The following is a 26015-nucleotide window of genomic DNA, read 5'->3' as shown; positions in this document are numbered from 1 at the left end:
ACAAGACATGCACCACACCACCCGCCGCCTGGCGGTCATCGCGCTCGCCTGCACCGCCACTTTGGGCTTTGCCCAGTCGAACAAAGGCGAGATCCGCATCGCCCACGTCTACGACAAGACCGGCCCGCTCGAAGCCTATGCCAAGCAGACCCACACGGGCCTGATGATGGGCCTGAACCACGCCACCGGCGGCACGATGATGGTGGGCGGCAAGAAGCTGGTGGTGATCGAAAAAGACAGCCAGTTCAAGCCCGACGTGGGCAAGGCCCAGCTGGCCGCCGCCTTCGCCGACGACAAGGCCGACATCGCCGTGGGCCCGACCGGCTCGGGCGTGGCGCTGGCCATGCTGCCGGTGGCCGAGGAGTACAAGAAGATCCTGCTGGTGGAGCCGGCCGTGGCCGACTCCATCACCGGCGACAAGTGGAACAAGTACATCTTCCGCACCGGGCGCAACAGCAGCCAGGACGCGATCTCCAACGCGGTGGCGCTGGACAAGGCCGGCGTGAGCATCGCCACCCTGGCGCAGGACTACGCGTTCGGCCGTGACGGCGTGAAGGCCTTCAAGGACGCGGTCAAGACCGCCAAGATCGTGCACGAGGAATACCTGCCGACCACCACCACCGACTTCACCGCCGGTGCGCAGCGCCTGATCGACAAGCTCAAGGACCTGCCGGGCCGCAAGGTGATCTTCATCATCTGGGCCGGCGCGGGCAACCCGTTCAAGATCGCCGACCTGGACCTCAAGCGCTACAACATCGAGATCGCCACCGGCGGCAACATCCTGCCGGCCATGGCCAACTACAAGAACTTCCCCGGCATGGAGGGTGCCACGTACTACTACTTCGGAATCCCGAAGAACCCGGTCAACGACGCCATGGTGGCCCAGCACTACAGCCAGTTCAAGAGCCCGCCCGACTTCTTCACCGCCGGCGGCTTCAGCGCCGCGATGGCGGTGGTGACCGCGCTCAAGAAGACCAATGGCGACACCAAGACCGACACACTGATCAAGGCCATGGAAGGCATGAGCTTCGAGACGCCCAAGGGCACGATGACCTTCCGCAAGGAAGACCACCAGGCGATGCAGAGCATGTACCACTTCAAGATCAAGGTGGACCCGGCCTTCCCGTGGGGCGTGCCTGAACTCGTGCGCGAGATCAAGCCGGCGGACATGGATGTGCCCATTCGGAACAAGCGCTGAAAGCGCTTGACCCCCTGCGCTGCTGACGCAGCTTCCCCCTGAGAGGGGGACAACACGAGCGGCCCCGGCAAAGCCGGTTCCGCCGTGTTCCTGGAAGGGGCCCCGTGCGCTCCGACCAGTTCGTTTCTGCTCGCCAAGGAACCCCTGGGCACACAGGGGCCGGAGATGTTTCGTCCGAAAACACCCCAGGAGACAAACCCATGAGCTTCCAGCCGCTTCGTTCGCTTGCCGTTTTTGCCACGCTCTCTGCGATTTCTGCCAGCACCGCATTCGCTGCCATCAACCTGCCCGCCTACAACGTGGACACCAGCCAGACCACGGTCTCCGGCCTGTCCTCGGGGGGCTTCATGGCCAACCAGCTGGGCATTGCCTACTCGTCGCTGTTCAAGGGGGTGGGCGTGTTCGCGGCCGGCCCCTACATGTGCGCGGGCCTGAGCAATTACACGGCCTGCATGTACAACGCCAGCATTTCGAGCACGGCGCTGACCAACATGCAGAACCGCATCGACAGCTACAGCGCCAGCGGCGCGATCGACAACAAGTCGAACATCGCCGGCCAGAAGGTGTACCTGTTCATCGGCACCAGCGACACCACGGTGGGCCAGAACCCCGTCACCGCGCTCAAGACGCAGTACACCAACAACGGCGTGGTGGCGACCAACATGGAACATGTGGTGCGCGGCAGCGCGGCCCACACCTTTCCCACCGACTTCGACAGCACGGGCAACAACGCCTGCGGCAGTGCCGCATCGCCCTACATCAGCAACTGCAGCTACGACGGCGCCAAGGCCGTGCTGCAGAAGTTCTACGGCACCCTGAACCCGCGCAACAACGCGCCCGCGGCCGGCAATTACATCGAGTTCAACCAGAGCGAGTTCGTCAACACCCCGGGCATGGCGGCCACGGGCTGGGCCTATGTGCCGGCCAACTGCGCCAGCGGCAGCCAGTGCAAGCTGCACGTGGCGCTGCACGGCTGCCAGCAGAGCACCGACAAGATCGGCGACAAGTTCGTGAAGAACACCGGCTACAGCCGCTGGGCCGACACCAACAGCATCATCGTGCTGTTCCCCCAGACGAAGATCGACAACACCAGCCGCAGCACGGCGGCCAGCGGCTCGCTGGCCAACCCCAACGCCTGCTGGGACTGGATCGGCTGGTACGGCGGCAACTTCGCCCAGAAGGCCGGCACGCAGATGGCCGCCATCAAGGCCATGGTGGACCGCGTGTCCTCGGGTTCGGGCGGCGGCGGTGGCACCCCGGCGCTGGCGGCACCCACCGGCGTGGCGGCGTCCAACCCGACCGACACCACCATGACCATCACCTGGAACGCCGTGAGCGGCGCCGACAGCTACAACGTGTACCGCAACGCCAACAAGACCAACGCACTGCCGATCATGGGCACCAGCTTCACCGACTCGGGCCTTGCCGCTGCCACGCAGTACAGCTGGACGGTGCGCGCGGCGGACGAAGAGGGCGTGGAAGGCGCGGTGTCCACGGCGGCCCTGGGCACCACCACGGGCAGCGCGCCGCCGCCCGCCACCTGCACCACGGCCAGCAACTACGCCCACACCACGGCGGGCCGCGCCCACCAGTCGGGCGGCTACACCTACGCGAACGGGTCCAACCAGAACATGGGCCTGTGGAACGTCTTCATCACCACCACGCTGAAGATGACCGGCAGCAACTATTACGTCATCGGCACCTGCCCCTGACGCAACGGACCACCCCAAGGAGATCATGAGCCAGCTATCCACCCAGGACCTGACCGTCCGCTTCGGCGGCCACGTGGCGGTCAACCGCGTGACCTGTGCTTTTCAGCCCGGCACGCTGACCGCCATCGTCGGCCCCAACGGCGCGGGCAAGACGACCTACTTCAACCTCATCTCGGGCCAGATCCGGGCCTCCGCGGGCAGCGTTCACCTCAACGGGGTGGACATCTCGGCGCTGGGTGCGCCGGCGCGCGCGCAGGCGGGTCTGGGCCGCGCGTTCCAGCTCACCAACCTGTTTCCCAACCTCACGGTGCGCGAGAACGTGCGCCTGGCGGTGCAGGCGAGGGCGGGCGCGGGCCTGAACCTCTGGCGCATCTGGAGCGACCGCAAGGACCTGATGGTGCGGGCCGACGAGGTGCTGCACGCCGTGGCGCTGGCCGACAAGGGCGACGCGCTGGCGTCCAGCCTGCCGCACGGCGACCAGCGCAAGCTGGAGGTGGGCATCCTCATGGCGCTGGAGCCGCAGGTGTTCATGTTCGACGAACCCACGGCCGGCATGAGCGTGGACGAGGTACCGGTGATCCTGAACCTGATCCGCCAGCTCAAGGCCGACAAGACCAAGACCATCCTGCTGGTCGAACACAAGATGGACGTGGTGCGGGAACTCTCCGACCGCATCATCGTGCTGCACAACGGCGAGCTGGTGGCCGACGGCGACCCGGCCACCGTCATCGCCTCTCCGGTGGTGCAGCAGGCCTACCTGGGCATCAACCCAACCGAAGAGGAGCTGGCATGAACGACCAAGGCCAGCGCGGAACCGGCTTTGCCGGGCCGCAGGTGGCGCCCCCCTGGGGGGGTGACGCCGCAGGCGGCGCGGGGGGGCTTCTTGCCCTTCAAGGGGTGCACACCCACATCGGCGCGTACCACATCCTGCACGGCGTGGACCTCACCGTGCCCACCGGGCAGCTGACCATGCTGCTGGGCCGCAACGGCGCGGGCAAGACCACGACGCTGCGCACCATCATGGGCCTGTGGCATGCGAGCCAGGGCACCGTGGTGCTCGACGGCCAGGACATCACGCAGAAGCCCACGCCCGACATTGCCCACAGCGGCGTGGCCTACGTGCCCGAGAGCATGGGCATCTTCTCGGACCTCTCGGTGCGCGAAAACATGCTGCTGGCCGCGCGCGGCGCGCGCACGCTGGACGACATCGACACCACGCGGCTGGAATGGATCTTCGGCCTGTTCCCGGCCATGAAAAAGTTCTGGACCCACCCGGCCGGCAAGCTGTCCGGCGGGCAGAAGCAGATGCTGGCGGTCTCGCGCGCCATCGTCGAGCCGCGCAAGCTGCTGTTGATCGACGAGCCCAGCAAGGGCCTGGCGCCCGCCATCATCCAGAACATGATCGAAGCCTTCCGCCAGCTCAAGGCGGCGCAGACCACGATCCTGCTGGTGGAGCAGAACTTCAACTTCGCCAGACAGCTGGGCGACACGGTGGCCGTGATGGACGACGGGCGCGTGGTGCACAGCGGCTCCATGGCCGAGCTGGCTGCCGATGAATCGATGCAGTCGCGTCTGCTGGGCCTCTCACTCGGAGCGCATCAATGAGCCTTTTCAAAGATCTCGACTGGAAACCCATGGCCCTGGTGCCGGTGCTCGCGCTGGCCGCCTTGCCCGCCATCGGCAGCCCCTCCACCTGGCTCACGCTCACGGTGGCCGGGCTGGCCATGGGCATGATCGTCTTCATCATCGCTTCGGGCCTCACCCTGGTGTTCGGCCTGATGGACGTGCTGAACTTCGGCCACGGCGTGTTCATCGCGCTTGGCGCCTTCGTGGCCACCACGGTGCTGGCCAGCATGGGCAGCTACACCACGGCCGACAGCCTGTGGCTGAACCTGCTCGCGCTGTTGCCCGCGATGCTGGTGGCGATGGCCGTGGCGGGTGCGCTGGGCCTGGTGTTCGAGCGCCTGATCATCCGCCCGGTCTACGGCATGCACCTGAAGCAGATCCTCATCACCATGGGCGGCATGATCATCGGCGAAGAGCTGATCAAGGTGATCTGGGGGCCCGAGCAGATCCCGCTGCCGCTGCCCGAGGCACTGCGTGGCGCGGTGCTCATGGGCGATGCCGCGGTGGAGAAATACCGCTTGCTGGCCGTGCTGGTGGGGGCCGCCGTGTTCGCCGCCATGGTCTGGACGCTCAATCGCACCAAGGTTGGCCTGCTGATCCGCGCCGGCGTGCAGGACCGCGAGATGGTCGAGTCGCTGGGCTATCGCATCAAGCGCCTGTTCGTCGGCGTGTTCGTGGCGGGCTCGGCGCTGGCCGGCTTGGGCGGCGTGATGTGGGGCCTGTACCAGCAAAGTGTGATTCCGCAGATGGGTGCGCAGGTCAACGTGCTGATCTTCATCGTCATCATCATCGGTGGCCTGGGCTCCACGCTGGGTGCGCTGATCGGCGCGCTGCTGGTGGGCCTGATGGCCAACTACACCGGCTTCCTGGTGCCCAAGGTGGCGCTGTTCTCCAACATCGCGCTGATGGTGGCCATCCTGTTGTGGCGCCCCCAAGGTGTTTACCCGGTCACGAACCGTTGAGCAGGAGGATTTGATGCTTCACCGAATCCTCTCCAACGACCTCCCGCGCAGCCGCTGGCTCGCCGCGCTGCTGGTCATCCTGTTCCTCGGCCTGGCGTTCGCGCCTTTCCTGTTCCCGGGCGTGAAGGCGCTCAACGTGGCGGCCAAGGTGCTGGTGTTCGTGGCCCTGGTGGCCAGTTTCGACCTGCTGCTGGGCTACACCGGCATCGTGAGCTTTGCCCACACCATGTTCTTCGGCATCGGGGCCTACGGCGTGGCGATCGCGCTCAACGCGGTCGAAGAACCGTCGTGGGGTGCGATCGCGCTGGGGGTGATCTGCGCGCTGCTGGTGTCGCTGGTGCTGTCGCTCATGATCGGGCTGTTCTCGTTGCGGGTGCGCGCGATCTTCTTCGCCATGATCACGCTCGCGGTGGCCTCGGCCTTTCTCACGCTGGCCTCGCAGCTGTCGGATTTCACTGGGGGTGAAGACGGCCTGAGCTTCAGTGTGCCCGAGCTGTTGTCGCCCGGTTTCACGCTGACCGAAGAGCCGCTGGTGACGCCGCTGGGCGAGGTCGATCTGAACGGCAAGCTGATCACCTACTACCTGATCTTCGCGGCCGTCACGGCGATCTTCCTCACCATCCTGCGCATCGTGAACTCGCCCTTCGGGCGGGTGCTGCAGGCGATCCGCGAGAACGACTTCCGGGCCGAGGCGCTGGGCTACCGCACCGTGGTCTACCGCACGCTGTCCAACGTGCTCTCGGCCGCCTTCGCCACGCTGGCGGGTTGCCTGCTCGCGCTCTGGCTGCGCTACAACGGGCCCGACACCTCGCTCTCGTTCGAGATCATGTTGGACATCCTGCTCATCGTCGTCATCGGCGGCATGGGAACGCTCTACGGCGCGTTGATCGGCAGCGTGCTCTTCGTGCTGGCGCAGAGCTACCTGCAGGACCTGCTGCGCCTGGCCGGCGAGGCCACCACGGGCATTCCACTGCTGCCGGCCCTGCTCACGCCCGACCGCTGGCTGCTCTGGATGGGCGTGCTGTTCGTGCTGTCTGTCTATTACTTTCCGACAGGCATTGTGGGCAAGCTCAGGGAGCGCGCCGTTCTCGCCCGATTGAAAGGCATGAAATGAACTCCGCCGCTGTGATTCCCCAGTCGCGCTACCTCCCGTGTGAAGGCCGCGAGATCCATTTCATGGACTGGGCCCCCGCGCCCGGCGTGCCCGAAAGCACGCCCGTGGTCGCCTGGCACGGCCTGGCGCGCACCGGGCGCGACATGGACCCGCTGGCCGCCCACCTGAGCGGCCTGGGGCATCGCGTGATCTGCCCCGACACCATCGGCCGCGGCCTGTCCGAGTGGAGCCCGAACCCGGAGGCCGAGTACAGCCTGGACTTCTACGCCCGCATTGCCACGGCGCTGGTGGACCAGCTCGGGCTGGAAGCCTTTCACTGGGTCGGCACCTCCATGGGCGGCGCCATCGGCATGGTCTGCGCGGCCGGCCCGCTGCAGGGCCGCGTCCAGCGCCTGGTGCTCAACGACATCGGCCCCAAGCTGGCCGACGCGGCGGTCGAACGCATCCGCAGCTACGCGGGCAACCCGGCCTCGTTTGCCACCGTGGGCGAGCTGGAGCAGTACTTCCGCACCATCTACAAACCCTACGGTTTTCTCAGCGACGCGCAGTGGAAGCTGCTCACCGAAAGCTCCACCCGCCGCCTGCCCAACGGCCGCGTGACGCCGCATTACGACCCGGCCATGGTGATGCAGTTCACCCACCACCCCGCCGACTACGAGCTGTGGGACGCCTACGACCGCATCGACATACCGGTGCTGTGCCTGCGCGGCGCGGAATCCGATCTGCTGCTGGCCGACACCGCCGAAGCCATGCGCGACCGCGGGCCGCGTGCGCTGGTGGTGACGATCGCGGGCTGCGGCCACGCGCCGGCGCTCAATGTGCCAGAGCAGCTGGATCTGGTCAGCCGGTTTTTGGCGGGGCAGTGATGGCCAGGCGAGGCCACTGCGAGAGTTCACAGTACCGAATTCTTGGTCGCTGCAGCTGAATCGTAGTTGGAGCTGAAATCCAGAACGCCTTTGCAGGCCATGAAGGACTGGTACGCTAAAAGGTCTGATTTGTTTGTCAAACGCCCCTACGATCATCCGGGCTGCGACAGCTAGAGAATGAAAGTCTTCACCAGAACCTCGCCGTCTTTTGACTTTCGCTGACCATCCAGATCGTTCTTCAGGCCCGGTGAATTCGTAATTAGATTGTCTGGGTCGTAGACGACGCACCAGAGCGTCTTGCAGTTTGGGTGTCTTCGGTAGTGTTCAATGTCGATAATCAACTCATCACCGATTCGTTTTGCGTGAGCTCGGTCGCGAACGATCTTGGTTTCGATTACCAACTTATGCGCTGGCAAGAGAAAGTCCATCCGCGTGCTCGACCCGGCATAACTTGGGGTGAATTCTTCTGGTCTAATGTCGTTTATCCAAGGACGAAGGAGAGCATGCAAGAGGTCTTGCACGTCGTATTCATTCGCGAAGTACAGGGATTGGGAACCTTTGCGGCGATGCGTTAGTGGGTGCATTGCCCTAAGCAAGCCGCGGACGACAACCTCAAGCAACTCCTCTACATTCGCAGGCTTACTTGGCTGCGATATAGACGCTGCTCGCTCGGGTCTTGGTTCTTCTTCCGGCTGCTCGCCTTGTGGGAGGACTCTTCCAAAGCGAAAGTATCGAAGCCCGTTTTCTTCAAGGACTGCCTCAACTCTTGCACGCTTTGTGCGCCACTCTGCCAAGTTTTCCGGATCTGCGGGCGGCAAATCCATAAATTCTTCCAGCAGCTTCCCAAGCACAGCAATGCTATCTACGTTGGGGTCTTGGCCGCATCTAAATAACCATGTTTTCCATTTCGACCCGTGTGACAGTCCTGGCGGCTCCCCCGGTGCGCCTGCCGAGATAAAGAGTTCGTCAAGCGTGGCGTGCGACCCAGTGCTCGCGAGCACCTCACCAACTACGGCACAGAGGGACTTAGACAACCGCATCGCGCAATCCTTTCTATGACTCCCAACGTTTGACATGAGGGGCGGCCGAGGGCGATAGCCCTTGGACGTCCCTCTCGATGGAAGGGTTAGGCATCTGGTGTGCCTCGTTCTCTCGGCTTTGCATTAAATGCCATTTGAAGAATCTGTGGTTCACCCACTGGCGTGGCTCCGATCTTGAAGGCTACTTCCAGCGCCTGCTTCGCTGTGCCTGCGCTTGCTTCCAATTCGGCGCGTGTACTCCATAGAGAAACACCTACGAATCTTCCACGCTCGTGATCTACGTAGGCTTGATAGCCAAGAAAACCTACGTGTTCTGAGAAGGCTGGAACTACCTGATCGTGAAAGTGCGCAACCAGTTCAGTGAGCTTCAATGGATTTACGTCAAAGGTTCCGATGCGGGAGAACATTGAATTTCGACCTTCCGATGCGGCTGATGCCGATGAGAGCTTGTATGGCTGATCTTGCATTTTCTACAAGCTGGCACACAAACCAAATTTCAGATGCCTAATTTTGATTTAAACGGCAAAACGCCGGATACCCACAATCACTGCCGTTAAACAAAATCTCATGGAATCCAGAAAACCTGTTTGAAATCAATTGACTGGCCAGGACCGATATGGGCAGGCGCAGGTATAACAGATTCGACAAACCCGGCGAAAGCAATTCCAGACTCCTCAATTCTTCGCGCCCAGCGCCAGCGCCCGCTCCCGGCTGGCCGCCAGTGCCATCGGGTCGTCGGCCTGTTTCGTGGGCCAGCCCTGCAGGTGGCGCTCGGTGAGCGCGGTCAGGGCGCGCATCCAGTCCGGGCTGTCGTTGAGGCAATCGATGTAGTTGAACGCCTCGCCCCCCGCGCGCAGGAAGGCTTCGCGGGCTTCCATGTTGATCTCTTCCAGCGTTTCCAGGCAGTCGCTGGTGAAGCCGGGGCAGACCACGTCCACGCTCTTCACGCCCTGCTGCGCGAGTGCGATCAGCGTGGGTTCGGTGTAGGGCTCCAGCCATTTGGCCTTGCCAAAGCGCGACTGGAACGTGAGCTTGTAGCGGTCTTTCGCCAGCCCCAGGCGCTCGGCCAGCAGGCGCGCCGTCTTCTGGCACTCGCAGTGGTAGGGGTCGCCCAGCTGCAGGGTGCGCTCGGGCACGCCGTGAAAGCTCATCACCAGTTGATCGGCTTGGCCGTGGTGCATCCAGTGCGCGCGGACCTTTTTGGCCAGGGCTTCGATGTAGCCGGCGTCGTCGTGGTAGCGGTTGATGAAACGCAGCTCGGGCAGGTGGCGCACTTTCAGGCCCCAGTGCGCCACCGCGTCGAACACGCTGGCGGTGGTGGTGCCGCTGTACTGCGGGTAGGCCGGCACGATCAGCACGCGGGTGGTGCCCTGGGCCTTGAGTTCGTCGAGCACGGCGGGGATGGACGGGTTGCCGTAGCGCATGGCGTAGCGCACCGTGACCTGGTGGCCGCGCTCGCCCAGGTAGCCGCGCAGCAGCGTGGCCTGCCTTTCGGTCCACACCTTGAGCGGTGAGCCCTCGGGCATCCAGACGCTGGCGTACTTCGCGGCCGATTTGGCCGGCCGGGTGCGCAGGATGATGCCGTGCAGGATCAGCCACCAGATCGGCTTGGGGATCTCCACCACGCGGTGGTCGCCCAGGAACTCCGCGAGGTAGCGGCGCAGGGCGGGGGCGGTGGCTTCGTCGGGGGTGCCCAGATTGCACAGCACGATGGCCGTGCGCGCCGCCTGGCCATGCGGGATCGGGGGTTCTTGTTGGAAAGGCATGCGCTATTCTCCCGCACACATGAACGCCGCCACCCCCACGCCCTCGCAAACCACCGAGAGCCGCGCCCCAGCGGACGCGCCTGCCATCGTGCCAGACCTCGGCCTCGACACCAGCCGCGTGCGCGCCATCACGCTCGATCTGGACGACACGCTCTGGCCGATCTGGCCCGCCATCGCCCGCGCCGAAGACGTGCTGCAGGCCTGGCTGAACGAGCACGCGCCGGCCACCGCCGCGCTGTGCGCCGCGCCGGGCACGCTGCGCGAACTGCGCAACCAGATGAGCACCACCCGGCCCGATCTGGTACACGACATGAGCGGGCTGCGCCGCGAGTCGATCCGCCTGGTGCTGCAGCGCGCGGGCGACGACCCGGCGCTGGCCGAGCCGGCGTTCGAGGTGTTCTTTGCCGAGCGGCACCGCGTGGAGCTGTTCGACGACGCGCTGCCCGCTCTGGAGTGGCTGAGCAGCCGCTACCCGGTGGTGGCGGTGTCCAACGGCAACGCCGACGTGCACCGCGTGGGCATCGGCGCGCATTTCCGGGCCTCGCTCAACGCGCACGGCTTCGGCGCGGCCAAGCCCGACGCCCGCATCTTCCACGCCGCCGCGCAGGCCGCCGGCGTGGAGGCCGAGCAAGTGCTGCACATCGGGGACGATGCGCACCTCGACGGCGTGGGTGCGCTCCAGGCCGGCATGCAGCTCGCCTGGGTGAACCGCGAGGGCCACGCCTGGGCGCACGCGCCGCTGGCGCCCCACATCACCGTGACCGAGCTGCTGGCCCTGTGCCGCGCGCTCGGCTGAACTCCCCCTTCGTTTCACCATGGGCCTCACCATCCACGGCATCGCCGCTTCGCGCGCGGTGCGCCCGCTCTGGGCCGCGACCGAACTCGGCCTGGACTTCACCCACGTGCCCACGCCCTACCAGGGCGGTGCGACGCGCAGCCCCGGTTTCCTGGCCCTCAACCCCAACGGCCACATCCCGGTGGTGGTCGATCAGCAGCCCCCGGAGCAGGGCGGTGAGATCGTGGTCTGGGAAAGCATGGCCTGCGCGCTCTACATCGCGCGCCACCACGGCCAGCCCGACGGCCACAGCATCACGCCCGCCACCGCGCGCGAAGACGCCGAGGCGCTGCGCTGGAGCTTCTGGGCCGTCAACGAACTCGAAGCCGACGCGCTCACCGTGCTGATGCACCGCATGGCGATGCCGGCCGAGCGGCGCAAGCCCGAGCTGGCCGCCGCCGCCGAAAAACGCCTGACCGTGCCGCTGCGCGTGATCGAGCAGCACCTGCGGCAGCAGCACGAGCGCGGCGAAAGCCATCTGGCGGCGGACCGCTTCACGGTGGCCGACCTGTGTGTGGCCAGCGTGCTGAACTGGGCCAGGCCGGCGCGCGAACTCATGGCCGCGCACCCGCTCACGCACCACTGGGTCCGGCGCTGCGTGGAGCGCCCTGCGCACGTGGCGGTGAAGGCGGCGGGCTGACGGTTCCTGCCGACCCGGTCACGGCCGAGACCGGCGTGACCGCCCCGTCGTCCCGGCGCGCTGGCAGGCGCGGCGGTAGGCCTGCAGGGTCTGCTGCGCCCGCCCGAGCACGCTCTCGGCCGGGTAGTCCACCTCTGCCGCGGGCGCCGCCGGCAGGCCCGAGGGCAGGCCGGTCAGCAGCTCCAGCCCGTCGCTCAGGTGGGCGGCGGTGTGGATGTGGAAGCGGCCCTGTTCCACGGCATCGATCACGGGGCGCTCCAGCATCAGGTGGCGCAGATTGCGCGCGGGCATCAGCACGCCCTGGTGGCCGTCCAGGCCCGAGGCTTCGCAGACGCGGAACCAGCCTTCGATCTTTTCGTTGATGCCGCCCACCGGCAGCACCTCGCCGTGCTGGTTGAGCGCGCCCGTGACCGCGATGCCCTGGTTGAGCGGCACACCCGAGAGCGCCGAGAGCACGGCGAACAGCTCGGCGCACGAGGCCGAGTCGCCCTCCACGCCGTGGTACTCCTGCTCGAACACGATGGAGGCGTTGAGCGCCAGCGGCGCCAGGTGCGCGAACAGGGCCGTGAGGTAGCTGTGCAGGATCAGCACACCCTTGTCGTGGATGGGGCCCGACATCTCGACCTCGCGTTCGATGTTGAGCAGGCCCTGCGTGCCCGCGTGCGTGCGCGCGCTCACGCGCACCGGCAGGCCAAAGCGCCAGTCGCCCAGGTCGATCTGGGTCAGGCCGTTGATCTGGCCCACCTGCTCGCCGTGCAGCGTGATCAGGCGCTCGCCCTCGGCGATGGATTCGCGCAGGCGCTGCTCGGGGTAGTTGTGGCGCTGGCGCCGCGCGTCCAGCGCCGCGTCCACGTCCTTCAGCTCGACCCGGCTGGCGCCGCGCGCGCGGCACATGCCCGCGCTCTCGGCCACCAGGGCCTCGGTGCGCGCGAAGATGGCGCTCTGGCGCGTCTGGTCGTCCACCTGGCGGTGGGCGTCCTCGATCAGGCGGGCCACGGCCGGCGCCGACAGGTGGGGCAGGCCGAGCTTGCGGCAGGTGTGGGCCACGAACAGCGCGCTGGCCGCGCGCGTGTCGTCGCTGGCCGGGAAGCTCTCGGCGAAATCGACCTTGACCCGGAAATGGCGCGCGAATTCGGGATCGGCCTCCTGCAACGCGTAGTACTCGTCCACCGATCCGATCAGGACCAGCTTGGCCTCCACGTCCACCGCCTCGGGGTGCAGCGAGACGGCCGCCATCGGCATCAGCGAGCTGCCGGGCTCCTCGATCTGCACCCGGCCCGAGCGCATGAAGCGGCGCAGCTTTTCCCACACCAGCTCGTCGGCCAGCAGGTCGCGCAGGTGCAGCAGCAGAAAACCGCCGTGGGCGCGGATCAGGCTGCCCGCGCGCACGCGGAAGAAGTCGGTCATCATCACGTCCTCTTCGGCCTGGTACTCGATGCGGCCAAAGAGCATGTGGAACACCGGGTTGTCTTCCGCGATCACCGGCGCGCCCGACAGGTCGGCGTTGTCCACCACCAGGTTGACGCGGTAGCCCAGCAGCAGCTGGGCCAGCGCTTCCTGGCGAGCCTCGTCGTCGCTGTCCTGCGCGATGAAGAGTTCGATGTGTTCGAGCACGTCGTGCTGCACCTGGTCAAGGTAGCTCCCGAGCTTGACGGAGTCCTTGATCTGTTTCTTCAGGCTCACCCGGATGTTCTGCAGCTCGTGGTCGAGCAGGGGCTTGACGGTCTGGCGGCGCAGCGCGGCCAGGCCCTCGTTCATCACCCGCAGCATGGGGCGGGTCTTTTCCAGGAAGCGCGCGATCTCGTCGCGCAGCTCCTGTTCGGCCTTGTCGATCTCGGCGCGCCGGTCCTTGGAGAGCGCGCGGGCCTCGGCTTCGGTCAGCGCGGCGCCTTTTTCACCGATGAGGGTGAAGACCAGGTGGCCCGACTCGCGAAACAGGTTGAAGCTGCGTGCCTCGGCGAAGGCGTCGAGTTCGGCATAGGCCTTGGCCTCCTCGGCCTGGTAGGCGTTCTGGATGCGCTCGCTCTCGGCCTTGAAGTCCTCGCTGCTCAGGCGCAGCGGAATCTCGCTCTGCAGGAAGCGCGAGAGCTTGCCCATGAGCTGGCGCAGCTCGCGCCCCTGGCCGGCGGGCATGCGCAGGGCGCGCGGGCGCTCGGGGGCGTCGAAGTTGTGCAGGTAACACAGGTCGGGCGGCACCGGGCGCTCGGCGGCCACCGCCTTCGTCAGCTGCCGCAGCAGCGTGGCGCGCCCGCTGCCCACCTCGCCCAGCACGAACAGGTTGTAGTCGGGCTGGTCCATCGCCAGGCCGAAGCGCGCGGCGGTTTCGGCGCGTTCCTGGCCGATCCAGGGCAGGGTGCCGGTGGGCAGCGCGGAGGTGTCGTCGAAGCCCAGCGAGGCGGGGTCGATGCGCAGGCTCAGTTGCTCGGGGGCAAGGCGGGTGGTGCTCATGAACAGGGTCCCTTGGGTTCGGTGTGACCATGATGCGCGGATTGGGGCGCCGCGCAAGCGCGGACGTCAAACCGGGATCAGCAGACCCGCGCCACCGCCGCCAGACCGCTGCGCACCGCGCCTTCCAGCGTGGCCGGGTACGGCCCGTCCACATAGTCGCCCGCCGCCCACAGGCCCGGTGCGATGGCCTGCGCCGGGCGCCGCAGGCCGGGGGTGCAGGCGAAGGTGGCGCGTTTTTCCACCACGGTCCGGATCGGCTGCAGCCCGCCCAGGCCGAGCTGGCGCGTCGCCTGCTGCAACACGCGCGCCTGCAGCGCGTCGCGCTCGCCCTCGCTGGCGCTGATCACGAACGCCAGCACGCCCTGCGCGGCCGGGTCCTGCGGGGCGAGCTGGCCGCGGTCGAACACGAATTGCGCCGGAGCCGCCAGGGCGTCGGGCTCGGCGCGCAGGGCGAGCATGGGCGCGGCCAGGCGAACGCCGGGCGCCCAGGCGTAGACGGTGGTGATGGCGGTGAAGTCGAGCGCCGCGGCCTCGCCGGCCCAGGCGCGTAGCCGCTCGGCGGTGTCGGCATCGGGCGTGTGCGACGCGGTCTGCGCCATGGCCTGCGCGGCCGGGCCGGCGGCGGTGGCCCAGATCACCTGGTCAAAAGTTTCGTCGAAAGCCTCGCCCTGGCGCTGGCCGCTCAGGCGCCAGCCGGGGGCCTGGTGCTGCAGGCCCGACACGCGGGCGCCCTCAACAATCCTGGCGGTGGCCGCATGCCGTGTCTGCAGCCAGCGCGCGGCGGCCTGCGGAAACAGGGCGCAGAGATCGGTGCGCGGCAGCAGCAGGCTCGACGCGGCCCAGCCGCCAAAGCCCCGGCCGAACAGGGCGTCGCGCATGACGCGCAGGAACACCTGCGCGCTGGCGTCGCGGGCCGGCAGGTTCAGGGCCGAGACGCACAGCGGTTCGATCAGTTCGTCCATCACGCGCGCGGGCAGCCGGGCGCACAGCGCGGCCACGGTCAGCCCGGGCGCGCAGACGAACCCCCCGGCCTGCCAGCCCAGCGAGGCGCGGATCAGCGCCAGCCGCTCGCCCCAGCGCCAGCCGCGCGCGCTGGCGATGGCGGCCAAGGCGTCGAAGGGCGCGGGCCAGCGCGCGGCCCAGGCGGGGGTCCGCAGACCACTGCCGTCGGGGTAGGGCAGGGCCAGCGGCAGGCACAGCAGCGCCTGCGCCAGATCGGTGCCCACGCGCTGCATCAGCGCCAGGGTTTCGCTGTAGGCGCCGATCAGGATGTGTTGTCCGTTGTCCAGCGTGAGCGGCAGGCCGTCGGGCCGTTGCACATGCAATGCGCGGGCGCGGCCACCGAGGGCTCGGGTCGCCTCGAACACGGTCACGTCGACGCCCGCCTCGGCGGCGGCCACGGCCGCCGCCATGCCGGCCCAGCCCGCACCGACGATGGCCAGCCGTGCGCTCAAAGGCGCCCCAGCGCCTGCACCTTCCACGCCAGCCAGAACTTGCGCAGGGGCGTCAGGCTCACGCGCTGGCTCAGCACCAGCAGCGGATCGGCGGCGATCTCTTGCAACAGGGTGCGGTAGATGCTGGCCATCATCAGGCCCGGCTTCTGCGCGCGGCGGTCGGCTTCGGGCAGCAGGGCCAGGGCCTCGTCGTAGGTCTTCAGGGCGCGTTCGCACTGGAACTGCATCAGCGCGCGAAAGCGCCGCTGGAAGTCGGCCACGTCGGTGCCGGGCGCGGCGCCGCGCTTGAGCAGCTCGTGCGCCTTCACGTCGAAGCGTTGCAGTTCGTTGACCGGCAGGTAGATGCGCCCGCGCGCCGCGTCTTCGCCCACGTCGCGGATGATGTTGGTGAGCTGGAACGCCAGGCCGAGCCGGTGCGCATAGTCGGTGGTCTGCGCCTGCGTCTGGCCGAAGATGCCGGCGGCCACTTCACCCACCACGCCGGCCACCAGGTGGCAGTAGCGCTGCAGGTTGGCGAAGTCGAGGTAGCGGTTCTGGTCCAGGTCCATCTGGCAGCCGTCGATGACGGCGAGCAGGTGGCGGGCCTCGATGCCGAAGTCCGCGGCCTGCGGCATCAGCGCGCGCATCACCGGGTGCTGCGCATGGCCCGCAAAGGACTGGTTCACTTCGTGCTGCCACCAGGCCAGCTTGTTCTGCGCCACGCCCGGGTCGCTCACCTCGTCGACCACGTCGTCTACCTCGCGGCAGAAGGCGTAGAAGGCCGTGATCGCGGCGCGCCGCTCCGGTGGCAGGAAGAGGAAGGCGTAATAAAAGCTGCTGCCCGAGGCAGCGGCTTTTTGCTGGACGTAGTCTTGGGGGGTCATGGGCTCGGGGCAAGGTTGCCTGAGTGTAAACAGGCGCACCGCCGGTCCCGCCTTGCGCCTCCCGGGTTGCGTTGAGGCCCCAGCGAGATCACCGACCCGTTCTTGCCTTACCGCATCCAGAGGGCGCGCCACAGCAGGCGGGGCACATCGGACCTGCCCAGCTTGGGCCGGGTCTGCCAGCTGCGGTACTCCCGTTCGGCAATCGCGTCGAGCGTGCGCAGGCCGCCTTGTACCACCAGGCGCAGTTCCCAGCCGGCGCGCCCGGGCACGCGGTGCACCAGCGGGGCGCCCATCTGCATCAGCCCACGGGCCTGGGCGCAGAGTTCGCTGACCAGGGCCTGCTGCGCGCAGGGGCTGCCTGCCGGGGCCGGTGCGCCGGGCAGGAAGTCTTCGATCGCCAGCGCGTGGCGTTGCAGGGCGTCGGCCGGCAGGTAATACCGGGCGCGCGGCAGGTCGACGCTCAGGTCCTGCCAAAAGTTGATGAGCTGCAGGGCGCTGCAGATCTGGTCGCTGTGTTGCAGCGAGGCCGCGTCGGTGATGCCGTAGAGGTGCAGCAGCAGGCGGCCCACCGGGTTGGCGGAGAGGCGGCAGTAGTCGAGCAGCTCGGCGGTGCTGGCGTAGCGGTGGCCGCTGGCGGTGTGGCGCACGTCCTGTTCGAACGCGCTGAGCAGGTCGTGCAGCAGGGCGCCGGGCAGGGCGTGTTCGCGCGCCGCCTGGCCCAGCGGGCCAAAAATGTGGGGCCAGCGCCCGGTGGTGGGAGCGCCCGGCGGGTCGGCCAGGCAGGCATCGAGCGCCTGCCGGAACGCCGCCAGCTCGGCCAGGCGCTGCTCGGCGCTGGCATCGCCCTCGTCGGCGATGTCGTCGGCCGTGCGGGCGAAGTGGTAGATCGCCATCACGGCCGGGCGCAGGCGCGGCGGGCAGAGCCAGGACGCCACGGGGAAGTTCTCGTAGTGCCCCACGCCGGCGGTGAGTGGGGTGGCCTCGCTGGCGGGTGGCATCGGGGAGGGTGTGGGGGTGACCGGGGAGGGCGTGGACATGGGTGGGGGCAGCGGCGTTGCAGAGATGAGCAGCGGTTTATTCCACAAAAGACCCGTTTCGGGCATCGTGGCGGGCGCGATGCGGAGGGCAGAGCCCCTGCATTGAACTACAATTTTTATTACTAACCGGTCAGTCATTAGTAGAATCCGGACCAGGCCGTTTATCCGGCTGTTCGTTTTCCCCGCAGTTCGCCGGCCAATTCCACCCTCGTACGCCCAGTCCGACCATGAAAACACCGCACTTTGCTCTCATCGTGACCGCAGCCCTGGTGCTGTCGGCCTGTTCGCGGCCCGAGGCGCCGCAGCCGCCCGTGCGTTCCGTCAAGTTGATGACCGTGAGCGTGGGCACGGTGAACGCCCGCAGCGAGTACGCGGGCGAGGTCAAGGCGCGGGTGGAGTCGCGGCTGGGCTTTCGGGTGGGGGGCAAGCTGGTGCAGCGCCCGGCCGAGGTCGGGCAACGGGTGCAGGCCGGCCAGTTGCTGGCCCAGCTGGATGCGAGCGACCTGGCGCTGGCCAGCCAGGCCGCGCAGGCGCAGGTGAGTGCGGCGCAGACCCAGCGCGATCTGGCGGCGGCCGACCTGAAGCGGTTCACCGATCTGAAAGCACAGGGTTTCGTGAGCGGTGCGGAAATCGAGCGCCGCCAGGCCACGCTGCAGGCGGCCGAGGCCAGCCTGCGCCAGGCCCGGGCCCAGGGCGCTGTGCAGGGCAACCAGGCCGGTTACGCCCGGCTGCTGGCCGACGGCGCGGGCGTGGTGGTGGCGGTGGAGGCCGAGGCGGGCCAGGTGGTGGCCGCGGGCACGCCGGTGGTGCGCATCGCACGCGACGGTGCCCGCGACGTGGTGTTCGCCGTGCCCGAAGACCAACTGGCGCAGGTGCGCAGCGGCCAGACGGCGCAGGTGCGCCTGTGGAGCTCCGCATCGGCCGGTGCTGCGGCCACGGCCGGCGCCACGCTCAGCGCCGAGGTGCGGGAGGTGGCGGCCAGTGCCGACCCGGTCACCCGCACCTACCAGGTCAAGCTCTCGCTGCCGGCCGACGCGCAGGCACCGCTGGGCGCCACCGCCCATGTGACGCTGGCCCCCAACGGGCAGAGCGCCGCGCCGGCGGCCATCAAGCTGCCGACCAGCGCGCTGATGCGCTCGACCGAGGGCGACAAGCAGGGCAGCGCGGTGTGGCTGTTTGACACCGCCAGCAGTACGGTGCAGGTGCGCCCGGTGGAGGTGGCCGGCGCCGATGGCAACGACGTGGTGATCGCCGCTGGCCTGAAGCCGGGCGACGAGGTGGTGGCCGCCGGTGTGCATGTGCTGTCGCCGGGCCAGAAGGTCACGCGTTTCACCGGCGCCCGGGTCCAGTGAGCGACGCCATGCAAACGATCCCCCCGAACCTCTCGAACCCCACCGACGGCGCCACCTCCTGGGTGTCGCGCTTCAACCTCTCGCAGTGGGCGCTGGACCACCAGGCTTTCACGCGCTACCTGATGATCGTGCTGATGCTGCTGGGCGTGGCGGCCTACTTCCAGCTCGGTCAGGACGAGGACCCTCCGTTCACCTTCCGCGCCATGGTGGTGCGGGCCTACTGGCCGGGCGCGACCGCCGAACAAGTGGCCGAGCAGGTGGCCGACCGGATCGAGAAGACGCTGCAGGAAGTGCCTTACGCGGACAAGATCCGCAGCTACTCCAAGCCGGGCGAAGCGCTGATCCTGTTCCAGCTCAAGGACTCGTCGCCGCCGGTCGAGGTGCAGCAGAGCTGGTACACGGCGCGCAAGAAGGTGGGCGACATGCGCGGCTCGCTGCCGCAGGGCGTGGTCGGGCCGTTCTTCAACGACGAGTTCGGCGACGTCTTCGGTGTCATCTACGCGCTGCAGGGCGACGGGTTTTCGCCGGCCGACAAGAAGCAGGTGGCCGACCGCGTGCGCCAGCAGCTGTTGCGTGTGAAGGACGTCAACAAGGTTGAGCTCTTCGGCGTGCAGGACGAAAAGCTCTACGTGGAAATCTCGCACCAGCGGGTGGCCACCCTGGGGCTGGACGTGCAGCAGGTGCTGGCCGCGCTGGGGCAGCAGAACGCCATCGAGTCCGCTGGCACGGTGCAGGCGCCGCACGACGTGGTGCAGGTGCGCGTGGGCGGGGCCTTCCAGTCGGTGGAGCAACTGCGCGCCATGCCCATCCGTGCCGCCAACGGCACCCAGATCCGGCTCGGCGACATCGCCGACATCCGCCTGGGCTACGCGGACCCGGCGCAGGTGATGGTGCGCCACAACGGCCAGGACAGCATCGCCCTGGGCATCTCCATGGCCAAGGGCGGCGACATCATCGCGCTGGGCGAAGCGCTCAAACGGGTCGTGGCCGACATCGAGCGCGAGCTGCCCGCGGGCATGGCGCTGGTGCAGGTGCAGGACCAGCCCAGCGCGGTGACCACCTCGGTCAACGAATTCGTCAAGGTGCTGATCGAGGCGGTGGCGATCGTGCTGGCGGTCAGCTTCCTGGCGCTGGGGCTGCACCGGCGCGAAGGTGGCCGGGGCCTGCGCCGTTTCGTGCTGGACGTGCGGCCCGGCCTGGTGGTGTTCATCACCATCCCGCTGGTGCTGGCGATCACGTTCCTGGCCATGAATTACTGGGGCATTGGCCTGCACAAGATCTCGCTGGGCTCGCTCATCATCGCGCTGGGCCTGCTGGTGGACGACGCCATCATTGCGGTGGAGATGATGGTGCGCAAGCTCGAAGAGGGCTACACCATGGCGCGGGCCGCGACCTTCACCTGGGACGCCACCGCCATGCCCATGCTCACCGGCACGCTGATCACGGCCACGGGCTTCCTGCCCATCGGCATGGCGAACTCGGCCGTGGGCGAATACACCTTCGCGATCTTCGCGGTGACGGTGATCGCGTTGGTGATCTCCTGGATCGTGGCGGTGATGTTCGTGCCCTACCTGGGCGTGCGGCTGCTCAAGGTCAAAGCCCATGTGGGGCCGGCGCACGAGGTGTTCGACGGGCCGTTCTACGTGCGTTTTCGCGCGCTGGTGAACTGGTGCGTGCAGCACCGCTGGATCACCATCGGCCTGACCATCGGCACTTTCGTGCTGGGCATCGTGGGCATGGGCCAGGTGCAGCAGCAGTTCTTCCCGGATTCGAGCCGGCCCGAGATCCTGGTGGACGTGTGGTTGCCCGAGGGCAGCAGCATCGGCACCACCGACGAGGTCACGCGCCGCATCGAGGCGCGCATGGCCAGCGAGCCGGGCGTCAAGAGCGTGAGCATCTGGGTCGGCTCGGGCGTGCCGCGCTTCTACCTGCCGCTGGACCAGACCTTTCCTCAGACCAATGTGTCCCAGCTCATCGTGCTGCCGCAGGATCTGAAAACGCGCGAGCGCCTGCGCCAGGCGCTGCCGGCCCTGCTGGCGACCGAGTTCCCCGAGGTGCGCGGCCGCGTCAAGCTGCTGCCCAACGGGCCCCCGGTTCCGTACCCGGTGCAGTTCCGCGTGGTCGGTGACGACCCGACGGTGCTGCGCGGGCTGGCCGACGAGGTCAAGCAGGCCATGCGCGACAACCCGCACACCCGGGGTGTGAACGACAACTGGAACGAATCGGTCAAGGTGCTGCGCCTGGACGTGGACCAGGCCAAGGCGCGTGCCCTGGGCGTGTCCAGCGAGTCCATCGCGCAGGCCTCGCGCACCATCCTCAGCGGCAGTACCGTGGGGCAGTACCGTGACGGCGACAAGCTGATCGACATCGTGCTGCGCCAGCCGCTGCACGAGCGCGACGCCATCACCAGCCTGGGCAATGCCTACCTGCCCACGGCCAGCGGCAAGAGCATTCCGCTGCTGCAGATCGCGCGCCCGGTGTTCGGCTGGGAGCCCGGCGTGATCTGGCGCGAGAACCGCGACTTCGCCATCACGGTGCAGAGCGACGTGGCCGAAGGCCTGCAGGGCGCCACCGTCACGGCCGAGCTGTTGCCGCAGCTCAAGCAGATCGGCGAGGGCTGGACCCAGCGTGGCTTGAACGGCTACCGTGTGGAGGTGGCCGGCGCGGTGGAGGAGAGCAGCAAGGGTTCGTCGTCGATCGCCGCCGGCATTCCCATCATGCTGTTCATCACCTTCACGCTGCTGATGCTGCAACTGCAGAGCTTCAGCCGTTCGCTGCTGGTGTTCCTGACCGGTCCGCTGGGCATGGCCGGCGTGGCCGGTGCGCTGCTGCTGCTGAACCGGCCGTTCGGCTTTGTGGCCCTGCTGGGCGTGATCGCTCTCATGGGCATGATCCAGCGCAACTCGGTGATCCTGATCGACCAGATCGAGCAGGACCGCGCGCGCGGCGTGCCGGCCTGGGACGCGATCGTGGAGGCCGCGGTGCGCCGCGCGCGTCCCATCGTGCTGACCGCGGCCGCCGCCGTGCTGGCCATGATCCCGCTCTCGCGCAGCGTGTTCTGGGGCCCGATGGCGGTGGCCATCATGGGCGGCCTGATCGTGGCGACGGTGCTCACCCTGCTGGCCCTGCCGGCGATGTACGCGGCCTGGTTCCGCGTGCGGCGCGAACCCCGGCCGGCCTGACCCACAGCAGCTACAATCTAAGGTTGCCGTGAAGCAGACGACCCGGCGCACAAGGTGAGCAAAGCCCTGTGACCGGGCCGCATGGAATGAAGGCGCGCGGGTGGCGAAATTGGTAGACGCACCAGGTTTAGGTCCTGACGCCAGCAATGGTGTGGGGGTTCGAGTCCCCCCCCGCGCACCACAGCTCAGACAAACGCATTTCCACCGGTGAGCCAGACAGGCTGGTTGACCGACTTCCCTTTTGGAGAAAACCATGACCGTGACCGTTGAAACCCTGGAAAAGCTTGAGCGCAAGATCACGCTGACGCTGCCAGCCGATGTCATCCAGACCGAGGTGACCAACCGCCTCAAGCGCGTGGCGCGCGACGTCAAGATGGACGGTTTCCGTCCGGGCAAGGTGCCGATGAACGTGGTGGCCCAACGCTATGGCTACTCGGTGCACTACGAAGTCATGAACGAAAAAGTGGGCGAGGCATTTGCCGTGGCCGCCAATGAAGCCAAGCTGCGCGTGGCCGGCCAGCCCAAGATCACCGAGAAAGAAGAAGCGCCTGAAGGCCAACTGGCTTTTGATGCGGTCTTCGAGGTGTACCCGGAAGTCAAGATCGAAGACCTGTCCACCGCCGAGATCGAAAAAGTATCGGCCGAAGTGACCGATGCCGCCATCGACCGCACGCTGGACATCCTGCGCAAGCAGCGCCGCACCTTCGCGCAACGCGCCCAGGACCAGGCCGCCCAGGACGGCGACCGCGTCACCATCGATTTCGCCGGCAAGATCGACGGCGAAGCCTTTGAAGGCGGCAAGGCCGAAGGCTTCCAGTTCATCGTCGGCGATGGCCAGATGCTCAAGGAGTTCGAAGACGCCGTGCGCGGCATGAAAGCCGGCGAGTCCAAGACCTTCCCGCTGGCCTTCCCCGAGGACTACCACGGCAAGGACGTGGCCGGCAAGACGGCCGACTTCCTGGTCACGATCAACAAGATAGAAGCCGCCCATCTGCCCGAGGTGGACGAGGCCCTGGCCAAGTCGCTCGGCATCGCCGACGGCACGGTGGACGGCCTGCGTGCCGACATCAAGAAAAACCTGGAGCGCGAAGTCAAGTTCCGCCTGCAGTCCCGCAACAAGCAGGCCGTGATGGACGCGCTGGTGGCCAAGGCCGAACTGGACCTGCCCAAGTCGGTGGTGCAGGCCGAGCTCGACCGCCTGGTCGAGGGCGCCCGTGCCGACCTCAAGCAGCGTGGTGTGAAAGACGCCGACAAGGCGCCGATCCCCGAAGAGTTGTTCCGTCCGCAGGCCGAGCGCCGCGTGCGCCTGGGCCTCGTGGTGGCCGAACTGGTCCGCGCCAACGAACTGCACGCCAAGCCCGAGCAGCTCAAGGCCCACATCGAAGAGCTGGCGGCCTCCTACGAGAAGCCCGCCGACGTGGTGCGCTGGTACACCGGCGACAACCGCCGCATGGCCGAAGTCGAAGGCATCGTGGTCGAGAACAACGTGACCGAGTATGTGTTGTCCAAGGCCAAGGTCACCGACAAGGCCATCAGCTTCGACGAACTGATGGGCCAGGCCTGAGCGGTTTTCCCCTCGGGGGCCGGGGCGAGCGATTCCGGTCGCCGCTCGGGACGCCTGGGCATGAAAAAGGGCGGTTGATTCCGCCCTTTTTCATGTCTGCCCGCTTGCCTTTTTCTTCGGGCACGCCATATGCATGCCTGGGCCATGCCCGCGACCGTGTGGCGGGTTTGGCGGGTTGGTTACAGTAGTGGCATCGCGACACATCAATACATGGAGAAACGCATGAGCGCAATGGATATTCAAGGCTTGGGCATGGTGCCCATGGTGATCGAGCAGTCGGGCCGAGGCGAACGCGCCTACGACATCTATTCGCGCCTGCTCAAGGAGCGCGTCATCTTTCTGGTGGGTCCGGTCAACGACCAGTCGGCCAACCTGGTGGTGGCCCAGTTGCTGTTCCTGGAAAGCGAAAACCCGGACAAGGACATTTCCTTCTACATCAACTCGCCCGGTGGATCGGTGAGCGCCGGCATGGCGATCTTCGACACCATGAACTTCATCAAGTCCGATGTGTCCACGCTGTGCATCGGTATGGCCGCGAGCATGGGGGCTTTCCTGCTGGCGGCGGGCGCCAAGGGCAAGCGTTTTGCGCTGCCCAACTCCAAGGTCATGATCCACCAGCCGCTGGGCGGTACGCAGGGGCAGGCCACCGAGATCGAGATCCATGCCCGCGAAATCCTGAAAACGCGCGAGCAGCTCAACAAGATCCTGGCCGAGCGCACCGGCCAGCCGTTGGACAAGATCGAGCGCGACACCGAACGCGATTACTACCTGTCGGCGGCCGAGTCGGCCGAATACGGGCTGATCGACAAGGTCATCGACAGGCGCCCGGGGACGGCGACCTGATGCTTGCGGAATCGGGGGCCGGCACGCATATGGGTCTCCCGATACGGGTGACCGGCACCGATTCGGCCTTCTTTTCCTGCGTTTGGCCCCTGGCGGGCTTGAACTATCATTGTTGACACTGAACTTCCCTCGTATTCCGGAACCCCAGACCCATGGCCGACAAAAAAGCCACCTCCAGTGAAAAAGCGCTCTACTGCTCGTTTTGCGGTAAGAGCCAGCACGAGGTCAAGAAGCTGATCGCCGGCCCCTCGGTGTTCATTTGCGACGAATGCATCGACCTGTGCAACGACATCATCCGCGACGAGTTGCCCGGCCTGGAGTCGGTCAAGGCTTCCGGCGATGACGTGCCCACGCCCGCCGAACTGAAGAGCAACCTCGACAACTACGTGATCGGGCAGGAAGCCGCCAAGCGCGCACTGGCGGTGGCGGTGTACAACCACTACAAGCGCCTGCGCCACAAGCAGAACGCCCGCAAGGACGATGTGGAACTGGCCAAGAGCAACATCCTGCTGATCGGCCCCACCGGTTCGGGCAAGACCCTGCTGGCCCAGACCATGGCCCGCATGCTCAATGTGCCCTTCGTCATGGCCGACGCCACCACGCTGACCGAAGCCGGTTATGTGGGGGAAGACGTGGAAAACATCGTCGCCAAGTTGCTGCAGAGCTGCAACTACGACGTGGAGCGCGCGCAGCAGGGCATCGTCTACATCGACGAGATCGACAAGATCACCCGCAAGTCCGACAACCCCTCCATCACGCGCGACGTGTCGGGCGAAGGTGTGCAGCAGGCCCTGCTCAAGCTCATCGAAGGCACCATGGCTTCGGTGCCTCCCCAGGGCGGGCGCAAACACCCGAACCAGGACTTCCTGCAGGTCGACACCACCAACATCCTGTTCATCTGCGGTGGTGCGTTCGCCGGGCTGGAGAAGATCATTGAAAACCGCACCGAGGCCTCGGGCATTGGTTTTGGTGCTGTGGTCAAGAGCAAGAAGCAGCGTAGCCTGACCGATGCGTTCAAGGAGATCGAGCCCGAGGACCTGATCAAATTCGGTTTGATCCCCGAGCTCGTGGGACGTGTGCCGGTGATTGCCGCGCTGTCCGAGCTCAGCGAGGATGCGCTGGTCGAGATCTTGACCGAGCCCAAGAACGCCGTGGTCAAACAGTTCTCGCGGCTGTTGTCCATGGAAGGTGCCGAACTGGAAGTGCGTCCGGCGGCGCTCAAGGCGATCGCCCGCAAGGCGCTGGCGCGCAAGACCGGCGCCCGTGGCCTGCGCTCGATACTGGAAAACGCGCTGATCGACACCATGTTCGAGCTGCCAGGCATGAGCAATGTGGAGAAGGTGGTGGTGGACGAGTCCACCATCGAAGAGAACAAGCCACCGCTGCTGGTGTACCGCGAAGCGGCCAAGCAGGCTTGAGGCGTTGCCCGCACGCGATGTGAGTGCGTGCCGAAGTTGACGATGCGTCCGGTTGATATCGCCCGCATCAACCCCATCTGACCATTTTGTTGAGG

21 protein-coding genes, 1 tRNA gene and 1 pseudogene are annotated in these 26015 nt (G+C 66.9%); 16 read left to right on the top strand and 7 right to left on the bottom strand.

What is annotated here, in order from left to right; all coding sequences use genetic code 11:
• Positions 1 to 7: 7 nt before the first annotated feature.
• The 8 genes and pseudogenes from KIH07_RS19185 to KIH07_RS19150 all read left to right on the top strand — a co-directional run.
• Positions 8 to 1198 (top strand): substrate-binding domain-containing protein, encoded by a 1191-nt coding sequence (locus tag KIH07_RS19185; RefSeq protein ID WP_226493482.1) that lies wholly within the window; start codon positions 8 to 10, stop codon positions 1196 to 1198.
• A 200-nt stretch (positions 1199 to 1398) separates the two neighbouring features.
• Positions 1399 to 2910: a fibronectin type III domain-containing protein gene (locus KIH07_RS19180; RefSeq protein WP_226493481.1), complete on the top strand. Its 1512-nt coding sequence runs from the start codon at positions 1399 to 1401 to the stop codon at positions 2908 to 2910.
• 25 nt (positions 2911 to 2935) lie between these two features.
• Positions 2936 to 3703, top strand: a complete 768-nt coding sequence (locus KIH07_RS19175) for an ABC transporter ATP-binding protein (RefSeq protein WP_226493480.1) — start codon at positions 2936 to 2938, stop codon at positions 3701 to 3703.
• The gene (locus KIH07_RS19170; RefSeq protein ID WP_226493479.1) at positions 3700 to 4515 is read left to right on the top strand and encodes an ABC transporter ATP-binding protein; all 816 of its coding nucleotides are present in this window, start codon (positions 3700 to 3702) and stop codon (positions 4513 to 4515) included. The genes KIH07_RS19175 and KIH07_RS19170 overlap by 4 nt, the downstream gene beginning before the upstream one ends.
• Positions 4512 to 5498 carry a branched-chain amino acid ABC transporter permease gene (locus tag KIH07_RS19165; protein ID WP_226493478.1) on the top strand — a complete coding sequence of 329 codons (987 nt, stop codon included), beginning with the start codon at positions 4512 to 4514 and terminating at the stop codon, positions 5496 to 5498. Before KIH07_RS19170 ends, KIH07_RS19165 begins: the two co-directional genes overlap by 4 nt.
• A 13-nt stretch (positions 5499 to 5511) precedes the next feature.
• A complete protein-coding gene (locus tag KIH07_RS19160; protein WP_226493477.1) occupies positions 5512 to 6612 on the top strand; it encodes a branched-chain amino acid ABC transporter permease in 1101 nt (366 codons plus the stop codon).
• A complete protein-coding gene (locus KIH07_RS19155; protein WP_226493476.1) occupies positions 6609 to 7478 on the top strand; it encodes an alpha/beta fold hydrolase in 870 nt (289 codons plus the stop codon). The genes KIH07_RS19160 and KIH07_RS19155 overlap by 4 nt, the downstream gene beginning before the upstream one ends.
• Positions 7479 to 7550: 72 nt before the next feature.
• Positions 7551 to 7652 (top strand): annotated as a pseudogene (locus KIH07_RS19150) (IS481 family transposase); the annotation flags it as partial.
• On the opposite strand, the gene KIH07_RS19145 reads toward KIH07_RS19150, so the two are convergent.
• The 3 genes from KIH07_RS19145 to hemH form a co-directional block, all read right to left on the bottom strand.
• Positions 7649 to 8518, bottom strand: a complete 870-nt coding sequence (locus KIH07_RS19145; RefSeq protein WP_226493475.1) for a hypothetical protein — start codon at positions 8516 to 8518, stop codon at positions 7649 to 7651. The pseudogene KIH07_RS19150 and the gene KIH07_RS19145 sit on opposite strands and share 4 nt — an antisense overlap.
• A gap of 86 nt (positions 8519 to 8604) precedes the next feature.
• Complete coding sequence (locus KIH07_RS19140) at positions 8605 to 8925, bottom strand: antibiotic biosynthesis monooxygenase (RefSeq protein ID WP_226493474.1); 321 nt, start codon at positions 8923 to 8925, stop codon at positions 8605 to 8607.
• Between the two features lie 267 nt (positions 8926 to 9192).
• The gene (gene hemH / locus KIH07_RS19135) at positions 9193 to 10284 is read right to left on the bottom strand and encodes a ferrochelatase (RefSeq protein ID WP_226493473.1); all 1092 of its coding nucleotides are present in this window, start codon (positions 10282 to 10284) and stop codon (positions 9193 to 9195) included.
• Between hemH and KIH07_RS19130 the strand changes: the two genes are divergently transcribed.
• Together KIH07_RS19130 and KIH07_RS19125 are read left to right on the top strand one after the other, a co-directional pair.
• Complete coding sequence (locus KIH07_RS19130) at positions 10283 to 11080, top strand: HAD family hydrolase (protein ID WP_226493472.1); 798 nt, start codon at positions 10283 to 10285, stop codon at positions 11078 to 11080. The genes hemH and KIH07_RS19130 overlap by 2 nt on opposite strands.
• A gap of 19 nt (positions 11081 to 11099) precedes the next feature.
• Complete coding sequence (locus KIH07_RS19125; RefSeq protein WP_226493471.1) at positions 11100 to 11759, top strand: glutathione S-transferase family protein; 660 nt, start codon at positions 11100 to 11102, stop codon at positions 11757 to 11759.
• Positions 11760 to 11777: 18 nt separating this feature from the next.
• Here the strand turns inward: KIH07_RS19125 and KIH07_RS19120 are convergent, their stop codons facing one another.
• The 4 genes from KIH07_RS19120 to hpnC all read right to left on the bottom strand — a co-directional run bounded on the left by KIH07_RS19120 (position 11778) and on the right by hpnC (position 17522).
• Positions 11778 to 14207, bottom strand: coding sequence for a Lon protease family protein (locus KIH07_RS19120; RefSeq protein ID WP_226493470.1), 2430 nt, complete (start codon positions 14205 to 14207; stop codon positions 11778 to 11780).
• Between the two features lie 77 nt (positions 14208 to 14284).
• Complete coding sequence (gene hpnE / locus KIH07_RS19115; protein WP_226493469.1) at positions 14285 to 15661, bottom strand: hydroxysqualene dehydroxylase HpnE; 1377 nt, start codon at positions 15659 to 15661, stop codon at positions 14285 to 14287.
• Entirely contained in the window at positions 15658 to 16524 is an 867-nt protein-coding gene (hpnD, locus tag KIH07_RS19110; RefSeq protein WP_226493468.1) for a presqualene diphosphate synthase HpnD, read from the bottom strand. The genes hpnE and hpnD overlap by 4 nt, the downstream gene beginning before the upstream one ends.
• 107 nt (positions 16525 to 16631) lie before the next feature.
• Positions 16632 to 17522 (bottom strand): squalene synthase HpnC, encoded by an 891-nt coding sequence (gene hpnC, locus KIH07_RS19105; RefSeq protein WP_226494761.1) that lies wholly within the window; start codon positions 17520 to 17522, stop codon positions 16632 to 16634.
• Between the two features lie 266 nt (positions 17523 to 17788).
• Here hpnC and KIH07_RS19100 point away from each other — a divergent pair, with 266 nt between their 5' ends.
• The 6 genes from KIH07_RS19100 (at position 17789) to clpX (ending at position 25920) form a co-directional block, all read left to right on the top strand.
• Positions 17789 to 18913 carry an efflux RND transporter periplasmic adaptor subunit gene (locus KIH07_RS19100; protein WP_226493467.1) on the top strand — a complete coding sequence of 375 codons (1125 nt, stop codon included), beginning with the start codon at positions 17789 to 17791 and terminating at the stop codon, positions 18911 to 18913.
• Between the two features lie 8 nt (positions 18914 to 18921).
• Positions 18922 to 22095, top strand: a complete 3174-nt coding sequence (locus KIH07_RS19095) for an efflux RND transporter permease subunit (protein ID WP_226493466.1) — start codon at positions 18922 to 18924, stop codon at positions 22093 to 22095.
• Positions 22096 to 22189: 94 nt separating this feature from the next.
• A tRNA-Leu gene (locus tag KIH07_RS19090) sits at positions 22190 to 22276 on the top strand.
• 72 nt (positions 22277 to 22348) lie between these two features.
• Positions 22349 to 23659, top strand: coding sequence for a trigger factor (gene tig, locus KIH07_RS19085; protein ID WP_226493465.1), 1311 nt, complete (start codon positions 22349 to 22351; stop codon positions 23657 to 23659).
• Positions 23660 to 23881: 222 nt separating this feature from the next.
• On the top strand, positions 23882 to 24502 hold the full coding sequence (gene clpP, locus KIH07_RS19080) for an ATP-dependent Clp endopeptidase proteolytic subunit ClpP (RefSeq protein ID WP_319004826.1): 621 nt from the start codon (positions 23882 to 23884) through the stop codon (positions 24500 to 24502).
• Positions 24503 to 24654: 152 nt separating this feature from the next.
• Positions 24655 to 25920, top strand: coding sequence for an ATP-dependent Clp protease ATP-binding subunit ClpX (gene clpX / locus KIH07_RS19075; RefSeq protein WP_226493464.1), 1266 nt, complete (start codon positions 24655 to 24657; stop codon positions 25918 to 25920).
• The last annotated feature ends 95 nt before the right edge of the window (positions 25921 to 26015 follow it).

Source organism: Hydrogenophaga taeniospiralis, assembly GCF_020510445.1.
In the GTDB taxonomy this organism is placed as follows: domain Bacteria; phylum Pseudomonadota; class Gammaproteobacteria; order Burkholderiales; family Burkholderiaceae_C; genus Hydrogenophaga.
This window is presented reverse-complemented; position numbering and strand designations above follow the sequence as displayed.